This window comes from Parabacteroides sp. AM58-2XD, from assembly GCF_003463685.1.
In the GTDB taxonomy this organism is placed as follows: Bacteria; Bacteroidota; Bacteroidia; order Bacteroidales; family Tannerellaceae; genus Parabacteroides; species Parabacteroides segnis.
The window spans coordinates 23,580-32,123 of the sequence record NZ_QSDP01000071.1 but is presented as its reverse complement, the minus strand read 5'-3'; the positions used below and the strand labels follow the sequence as shown (position 1 = coordinate 32,123).

4 protein-coding genes and 1 pseudogene are annotated in these 8,544 nt (G+C 49.2%); 3 read left to right on the top strand and 2 right to left on the bottom strand.

Annotated features, from left to right (window positions below; genetic code table 11):
- Nucleotides 1–28: 28 nt before the first annotated feature.
- Nucleotides 29–1,456 carry an NEW3 domain-containing protein gene (locus DXA15_RS16620; protein ID WP_128134760.1) on the bottom strand — a complete coding sequence of 476 codons (1,428 nt, stop codon included), beginning with the start codon at nucleotides 1,454–1,456 and terminating at the stop codon, nucleotides 29–31.
- A gap of 120 nt (nucleotides 1,457–1,576) precedes the next feature.
- The gene (locus DXA15_RS16615; protein ID WP_233567370.1) at nucleotides 1,577–3,181 is read right to left on the bottom strand and encodes a TolC family protein; all 1,605 of its coding nucleotides are present in this window, start codon (nucleotides 3,179–3,181) and stop codon (nucleotides 1,577–1,579) included.
- A gap of 299 nt (nucleotides 3,182–3,480) precedes the next feature.
- On the opposite strand from DXA15_RS16615, the pseudogene DXA15_RS28060 reads away from it, so the two are divergent.
- The 3 genes and pseudogenes from DXA15_RS28060 to DXA15_RS16600 all read left to right on the top strand — a co-directional run bounded on the left by DXA15_RS28060 (nucleotide 3,481) and on the right by DXA15_RS16600 (nucleotide 8,426).
- Nucleotides 3,481–5,777 (top strand): annotated as a pseudogene (locus tag DXA15_RS28060) (GH92 family glycosyl hydrolase).
- 40 nt (nucleotides 5,778–5,817) lie between these two features.
- The gene (locus DXA15_RS16605) at nucleotides 5,818–7,062 is read left to right on the top strand and encodes a GAF domain-containing sensor histidine kinase (RefSeq protein WP_128134759.1); all 1,245 of its coding nucleotides are present in this window, start codon (nucleotides 5,818–5,820) and stop codon (nucleotides 7,060–7,062) included.
- A complete protein-coding gene (locus DXA15_RS16600; RefSeq protein WP_128134758.1) occupies nucleotides 7,059–8,426 on the top strand; it encodes a sigma-54 dependent transcriptional regulator in 1,368 nt (455 codons plus the stop codon). The genes DXA15_RS16605 and DXA15_RS16600 overlap by 4 nt, the downstream gene beginning before the upstream one ends.
- Nucleotides 8,427–8,544: the final 118 nt, after the last annotated feature.

Genomic DNA, 8,544 nt, shown 5'->3' with positions numbered 1-8,544 from the left:
GGTTACTTTTCCATCAAGGGAAAAGTAACTATCTTTTGCTAAGCTTCATTCCGAACCAAACGATTCCTCCGATAAAGCCGACCAGCAACAGGATCAGGAAGATGGTGCCGAAGACAGAAGTCGAAGCATTTACCTGGATGCGGACTGTCTTGTCTTCCGTATCTACCTTGCGGTTGTCGGCCATTGCTTCCGTTTTGATCTTCACTTCCTGGGCACCTACTCCACCGTCCGACGGCGGGATGATGGTTACTTTTACCGTTAATTCCTTTTCCGGTTCAAGACTGCTGATTACATCCGGTTCGATACGGGTATCCCATCCGAGAGGCTTCTCTGTTGTCAGCTTGATGTTATCCAGACGGCGGGTTCCACCGTTACGGACTGTTACGTCCATAACCACTTCTTTGCCGACGGTCGTTTCATGGTAGAGGTTGTTTGCACGCACTTCGATCTTTCCTTTTCCGCGAGGGATAATCTCCAGGTTCTCGCTTCCGGCCTTCTCGCCGTTCGACGCCGTTACGGTCTGCACCTGGAACTTTATCGGCTTATCGATCACTACCTGCTGGTCGTCGCGATCCGGCAAATAGACCTGCAAAGATAACTTCTTTATGTTTACACCCTGCGCAAATTTGATCTGCGTCACCTTACTTTCTCCGTCGGTAAAGTCGTAACTGATCTGGCGCGGCAGGTCGAGCACTTCCAGGCGATAGACATCATCCGAAGTGGAGAAACGCTCAAGTGTCAGATCATAAGTCGCTTTGCTGCTCAGGTCGGCTTCCTGGCTGAACTGCATGGAGGATATGTCGATCACGTTCACACTGGCATCTTTTTTCAGATAGATATTCTTTTCATCCTTCCGGTTGTTGTAGTTCAGCGAAACGGTCAGGTTCTCCGCATCTTTCAGCAATTCGAAATCGGCCGTCGCCACCTTCCCCAACTCGATGGAAGGGACACGATACTCATACGGCGAGCCGATGATCGTTTTCGACTCATTATCCACCAAAGATACATATATATTATATATCTTACCGGAACGCATCTCAGGTGTGAACACATCGAAGTGTTCCTTGAACTGGCTCAGATACTCTTCGTTCCCTTCGAGGGCACTTTTCAGGGTGATCTTCACCTTGCGTTCGCCCCGTTGGTCCTGATATTTCACCGCACGTTCCACCGTTATGTAACTCTGCTGGGAGATCAGTTTCAGGATCAGTTTCTGATAATCGACTTCCTTACTCAGCAACTCGTTTTTCGAACGGTTGAAATCGTTGGCTGAAATGGCTTTTTCATTATACAGCTTCGTGTCGTTCTCATACTTCTGTTTGGCCACTTCGTAATCGGCACGGGTCTTTTTCAGGTCGAGCAACAAGGCTGCCTCGCTGTCTTCCTGTGCCCGGACGGTAAAGGGCATCAGAAGGATGGTCAGCAATACCGCAATAAAACTTTTCATGTGTTTGTTCATCTGTTCTTATTTATTATGTTATCATTCTAATTTGCTCCCAGAGGCGTTTCAGTTTCCTGCTATGAAAACTTTAGTTTTGTCAGGAGGAAACTAAAGTTTTGTGCCGAAGAAACAAAAGTTTCATGCAGGAGAAACTTTTGTTTCACAAGCAGGAACAGCAATGAAACTGCAATCTGCTATGAACCAGAATACTAAGCAAATCTGGTTTCTATCCTTTCTCCGGCAGGAACTGCGGTTATGTTCGAAGTCATACATGGTCTTCCGGTTCAGGTCGGCCACCGAGAGACGATAGGTGATATAACTGTCGATGTAGGCAAGCTGCACCTGTGAAAGGCGCTCCTGTTCGATAGAAAGTTCCTGGCTCGTCATATCGCCGTTCTCAAAACGCATCTGGCTGATACGGTAACTCTGTATCGCCACTTCCTGGTTCCGGCGGTTGATGCGGTAACGCTTCTCCGCTTCATACACGCTACGGACAATCTCGCGAATCTCCTGTTCGATAGTCCGCTTGGTATTGTCGAGATTCAATTCGCGCTGTTTCAGGCGGACTTGCTCGCGACGTACCTGGTTTTTGGCACGTCCCCAGTCCAGAAGCGGATAAGAGACGGTCAGGGCGATACCCCGGTTAGCCGGACGGTCGCGCATGTTATCAAAGGATGAACCGACCAGTTGACCGACTGTTCCATCTCCGCGTGTACTCAATCCGGTGAAATCATAATAGGCGGAAATGTTTCCTTTAAATTCCCGTTCCCGTTTGGCACGCTTCACTTCGATGGCCTGAAGTTCGATATCGAGGTTGTCTTCCTTTATTTCCATGCGGTTACGCAAAGCCTCGTCGATGGCCAGTTGCATGTCGACGATAAAGGCTTCGAACTCCATATCTGCTTTCAGGTCGATCTCTTCTTTGAGGTCAAGGCCGATAAGTAGCTTGAACTGGTCTTTGGCGGCGGCGAGCTTGCCCTCGCTTTCCATCACACGGGCTTCGTCTTGTGCGACGGTAATCTCGGCGATCAGCATTTCACCTTCGGGAAGGTTGCCCGTCTCCTGTTTCAGCTTGGTGATACGGTAGGCTTCGCGGGAGTTGACAAGGCGGTCCTGATTGATTTTATGTTCGTAGGCCAGTTTATATACAGTATAAAAACTCTCTGTTACATTATAGACGATATCCATCTGGATACGGGTGAAATAGCAGGTACTCTTCTTATAATCGAGTTCGGCCACTTTCATGTTTTCCTTCAGTTTATTGGCGGTAAAGATGGGTTGATTGAAAGAGAGGGCGAAACGGCTGTACACCTGGTCACGTTCCAGTTCTTCATAATCCCGCTGCGAAAGTGTAGTCCGGTAATTCTCCCAGTACATCTTGGAGCTCAGGGCGAAATTACCGCCGGTAGGCAAGACATACGTAAAGTTCAGGTTACCGCCCACTTGTAACGAACCGGTAGAGTTGTAGACCGGCAGACCGTCGGCCTGCGAAATCTCCGTCAGGCTTTCCGTCCATGAAGGAGTAAAGAAGTCAAAGTTCAGCAACGGCTTGAATTGTGCTTTTGTGTAAAGGTAAGAGTAACGGGTTGCGTCCATATCTTCCTTGTAATATTTCACCGTATAACTTTCCCCCAAAGCAATGTGAATCGCTTCATCATAGGTGATCTGCCGGAGATTCTCCGTCTCCGCATGCCCTGCCAAAGCGAATCCCATCAACAGTGATACCAGTAAATTTCTTTTCATACTATATCGAATTAAGTTCTTTCGGGTAACAGGTTACCCAATTGTCATTATTTATTGTTTTACCTGCCTATAGTAAGGCAAATGGCGTGCCAAAACTGCAACCGGTTGTATTTCCACCGGTTACCCGGATGGGTAATTATTTCCCCCTTGGGTAAAAGGGAAAGCCGTTACCCAAAGTGGTAATATTTTACCCAATTGCACGCCATCATAAGATAATGCAACCGAATCAGCAGAAAGTTATATACCCGCACAGAAGAAAACACATATCTTTGCCTTACAATAATTAATAGATCAACACCATGAATAGCAGACAAATAAGCAGTTACATCTTAATTCTCCTGACTCTCCCTTTCACCCTCATTTCGGCAAAACCGAAAGAACCCGTCGATTATGTGGATATGTTTATCGGTACTTCCAACTCCCGATGGATGCTGGGGCCTTATGCACAAGAACCGTTCGGCATGGTGCAACTCGGACCGGATAACCAAGGAAATGTCTGGATGGGAGGATACGAATACGCCATCAACAGCGTTTCCGGTTTCAGCCATCTGCATGCCTGGACGATGGGTGGCCTGATGATCATGCCGACCACAGCCGACCTGGCCCTGACAAACCCTTCAGCCGATTCTCCCTATAAAGGAGCAAACGCCGGCTATCATTCACGCATACTGAAAGAAACGGAAAAGGCCTCACCCGGTTACTATTCCGTCTATTTATACGATCATGAGGTAAAAGCGGAACTATCGGCCACCACCCGTTGCGGCATTCACCGGTACACTTTTCCCGAAAGAAAAGAATCCAGGATACTGATAGACCTCCTATTCCCGACCGAATGGGACTATGGCTTCAATGTGAAAGATGCCTGCATCACCAAAGTCAGCAATACCGAACTCGAAGGATATGCCGACTGCCAGTCCGGTCCGTGGAGTAACTGGAACAACTACAAACTGCATTTCGTCATCCGTTTCAGCAAACCTTTCGCGCAACTGAACGGATGGAACGAAGGGGTAGAAAAAGACGACATACAATCCATTGCCGGCAAGAACGATATCGGAGCCTACGCAATCTATTCCACAACCGAAGGAGAAAGCATAACCGTCTCAACCGGTTTATCGCTGGTAAGTATCGAACAGGCACGGCTGAATATGGACACGGAACTCGCCCCCTTGCAGTATGACTTCGACCGGGTAGTCGCCCAGACCCGCAACAAATGGAACGAACTGCTCGGCAGGATAGAAATAGAAGGAACGAACGAGGTGGACAAAACAAAATTCTACACCAACCTGTACCGTGCCTATGCCGGCAAACAAACATGGAACGATGTGAACGGCCAATATAGAGATGCTTGTGAAAACATACAACAACTGGATCACGGGAATATGTATGGCGGCGATGCTTCTGGAACAGTTTCTGGAATCTAAACGGCCTCTGGTCGATCATCTCCCCCCGCATCGTGGACGATTGGGTAACCACCCAGCTGGAAATGTTCAAACATACCGGATGGACAAGCAAAGGGCCGGCCGGACTGGAATATTCCGGCATCATGGAAGGTTCGCACGAAACAGCCCTGATGGTTGCCGCCTATCAAAAAGGCATACGCAAAGACGGCGAAGCGATCTATGAAGCCGTGCTGAAAAACGTCACGGAAACAGGTATCGACCATCCCTGCGGAGGCAGCTGCGGCAACCCTCTGCTGGACGTTTATATCAAACAAGGGTATATGCCGATGGAAAAGGGAGTGGTTTCCAAAACGCTCGATTATGCGTACGACGACTGGTGCGTCTCCCAACTGGCCCTGGCACTCGGAAAGAAAAAAGAAGGAAAAGCGCTGCTGGCACGTTCGATGAATTATAAGAACGTATTCCACCCGGAGAAAAAGTTCGTCATGCGACGTGACAGCCTGGGTAACTGGGACCCGGATTTCGATGTGTTCTCCAATAAGGGATTTATAGAAGGCAACAGCTGGCAATACTCCTGGTACGTGCCGCACGATATTCCCGGACTGGTAGACTTCCTGGGGAAAGACCTCTTCAACAGCCGGCTGGAAGAGGGATTTATCAAATCGGAAAAGCATAAGTTTGCCGCCCATGTATTCGACCGTACCACAGGACAGTCAGCTGAGTTTTACATCAATCAGGGAAACGAAGTAAATATGTGTACCCCGTTCCTGTTCAACTATTCCGGTAAACCCTGGCTGGCCCAGAAATGGTCGCGTGCCATCCTGGACAGTTTCTACGGCTCAACCCCTTATCATGGTTGGGAAGGCGACGAGGATGAAGGTCAGATGGGCGGTTGGTACGTGATGAGTGCACTGGGTCTGTTTGAAATGAACGGAGGAGTTTCCCTGAAGCCGGAACTGGAACTGACCAGCCCGCTATTCAACAAAATAACGATCCGTCTGGACCCCGGTTATTATAAAGGGAAGACTTTCACGATCGAAGCCCGCAACAACTCAAAAGAAAACATCTATATCCAAAAGGCTTACCTGAACGGAAAAGAACTGAAACAACCCCGAATACCATTCGCTGCCATCGTATCCGGAGGGACATTGTTGCTCGAGATGGGAGATAAACCGAAGTTCGATTGTTTCAATTAATACGATTTTGCGTACTTTTGCACAAAGATCAAGAAAAAGTATGCCACTATTTAAGAAGGACGAACAACCCAGGCAACCGAACCTGGAGCAGCTACTCTCGGAGTTTAATCGGTCGCTCACTCTGATCGTCGACAAGTCACTGCTGATCGGCAATATCGTTGCCAAGGTAAAGCAAATATGCCCGGTAGAAAGTGTTTACATCTTCCTGCTGGATGAAAACACAGGCAAATTCAAACAGCAGAACGAAGCGAAGAACAAGCCTGTGACGCTGACCAACCGCAGCCGGCTGATCAGCTGGCTGTCTGTCAACGAAAAGCACCTGATCATCTCCAGGCATCCGGATATCGTCTCCTATTTCCCTCCCGAAGAACAGGAAATAATCAGGCAACTGGGTGCCGAACTGATCTTCCCCCTCAAGATCATGAACCAGATCAACGGTACGATCTTTTTAGGGAAGAAAACCGATGGCGCCCCATTCACCGAACAGGAACTGAACCTGCTTTCCATCCTGATCAACCAGGCAACATTCGCCATCGAACATGCTTCGCTTTACGAGCAGCAGACCGAACGTCTGAAAAAGATGTACCGTACCGACCGCCTGGCAACACTCGGCGAACTGGCAGCCGGGGCGGCCCATGAGATACGTAACCCGCTGACAGCCATCCGGAGCACGATACAATATCTGAGCAAAGACTTCAGCGCCGACCCAGTAAAAAGCGAAATGGTGACGGAGCTGATCTCGGAAGTGGAACGTATCAACAAGATCGTACAAGGTCTGTTGTCTTTCGCCCGTCCGTCCGACCTGAACACGTCCGATATAAATATCGAACAGCTGATCAACCAGACGCTCCTGCTGGTAACCAACACATTACGCAAACAAAACGTAGAGGTGGAGTTTGAATATTTCACCGACAACACGACCATCCAAGGGGATGCGGAACAGCTGAAACAGGTTTTCCTGAATATCATCCTGAATGCCGTCGAAGCGATGGGGAAGAATCCACCGGAACGCTCGCGTACATTAATAATAAGTATAGAAAAGGGAACTCCCATCAATACCCATTCCCGTTACCTGATCATCTCGTTCGAGGATAGCGGCAAGGGGATCGAACAGAAGAACATCGAGAATGTATTCAACCCCTTCTTCACGACCAAGGAAGAAGGGACCGGACTCGGGCTCGCCATCTGCTACGGTATCATCAACCGCCATGAAGGCGAGATCGAAGTAAAAAGCGTGCCGGACAAGGGCACTTGTATGAATATAAAATTACCGCAACGCATATGAAAGCAAAAATAGTAGTAGCCGACGACGAACCGCGCATCCGCAAGATGATCGCCCGTTTGCTGGCCGATGAAGGATATGATGTAATGCCCGTCGAAAACGGACGGGAGGCGGTAGAGGCTCTCCTCTCCTTCCAGCCCGACGTTATTCTGCTGGACCAGCAGATGCCGGTACTGACCGGTGTGGAAGCATTGGAGGAGATCAGGCGTATCTCCCCAACCCAGGTTGTCCTTTTTGTGACCGCCTTCGGTTCCATCTCCCTCGCCGTCGACGCTGTGAAGAAAGGGGCTTACGACTTTATAGAAAAGCCTTTCGACAACGATAAATTATTACTCACCGTCAAACGTGCCGTCGAACACAGCCGCATGAAAGGTGAAATCTCCACCCTGAAAAAGACACTGGGGGAAAAACGAAGTAACGTGATCGGCGAGAACACAGGACTGAAACAAGTGATGGCACAGGTCCTGAGGGTAGCGGAAACCAATGCGACCGTCCTGATCCACGGCGAGAGCGGTACGGGAAAAGAACTGATCGCACGTGCCGTCCACCACAACAGCCTGCGGGCGAACGGCCCTTTCGTTGCGATCAACTGCGGCGCCATTCCCCTGACATTGATGGAAAGCGAACTATTCGGCCATGAACGCGGTGCCTTTACCGATGCCAAAGAAGCAAAGGCGGGCACTTTCGAACGGGCAAACGGCGGGACATTGTTTCTCGACGAAGTGGGAGAACTTCCCCTGGATGCACAGGTTAAATTGCTCCGTGTGCTGGAAGAGCGGAAGATCACCCGAATCGGCGGAAAGAAGGCAATACCGGTAGATGTGCGTATCGTAGCCGCCACCAACCGTAATCTGGACGATGAAGTAAAAGGCGGACATTTCCGTCTCGACCTGTTGTATCGTCTGAATGTATTTACCCTGATCCTTCCCCCGCTCAGGGAAAGGAAAGAAGATATTCCCTTACTGGCTAATTTCTTTATACGGAAACACAACCAGGCGTTGAGCCTCGATGTGCAGTCTATCACTCCCGAAGCAGTGAAGCTGCTCTCTTCTTACGACTGGCCCGGCAATGTGCGTGACCTGGAGAATGCCCTGCAAAGCGCGATGATCTTATGCACGGACGGTACGATCCGCCCCGAACATTTGCCCGACCGGGTAAAAGGATATGATTCGACGGAAGAAGCAACCATCGCCGGAAGCGGAGGAAGCATCCGCGAAATCAATGCGCAAATGGAAAAGGAACTGATTCTGGAAGCCCTAAAGAAGCACAACTTCAACCGGACACTGACAGCCGAGGCTCTTGCTATCAGCCGGAAAACGTTGTTTAACAAAATGAAGCGTTACGGACTGTCTACAGATGAAATTTGACAGACAGCCATTGCTTATCATTGGCTATCTGTCATCAATAGAGGCTAACGACTATTAAAAAACAAAACAATCCTTGTTTTTACAACATTAGTTCTTAACTTTGCCGACCTACACGACA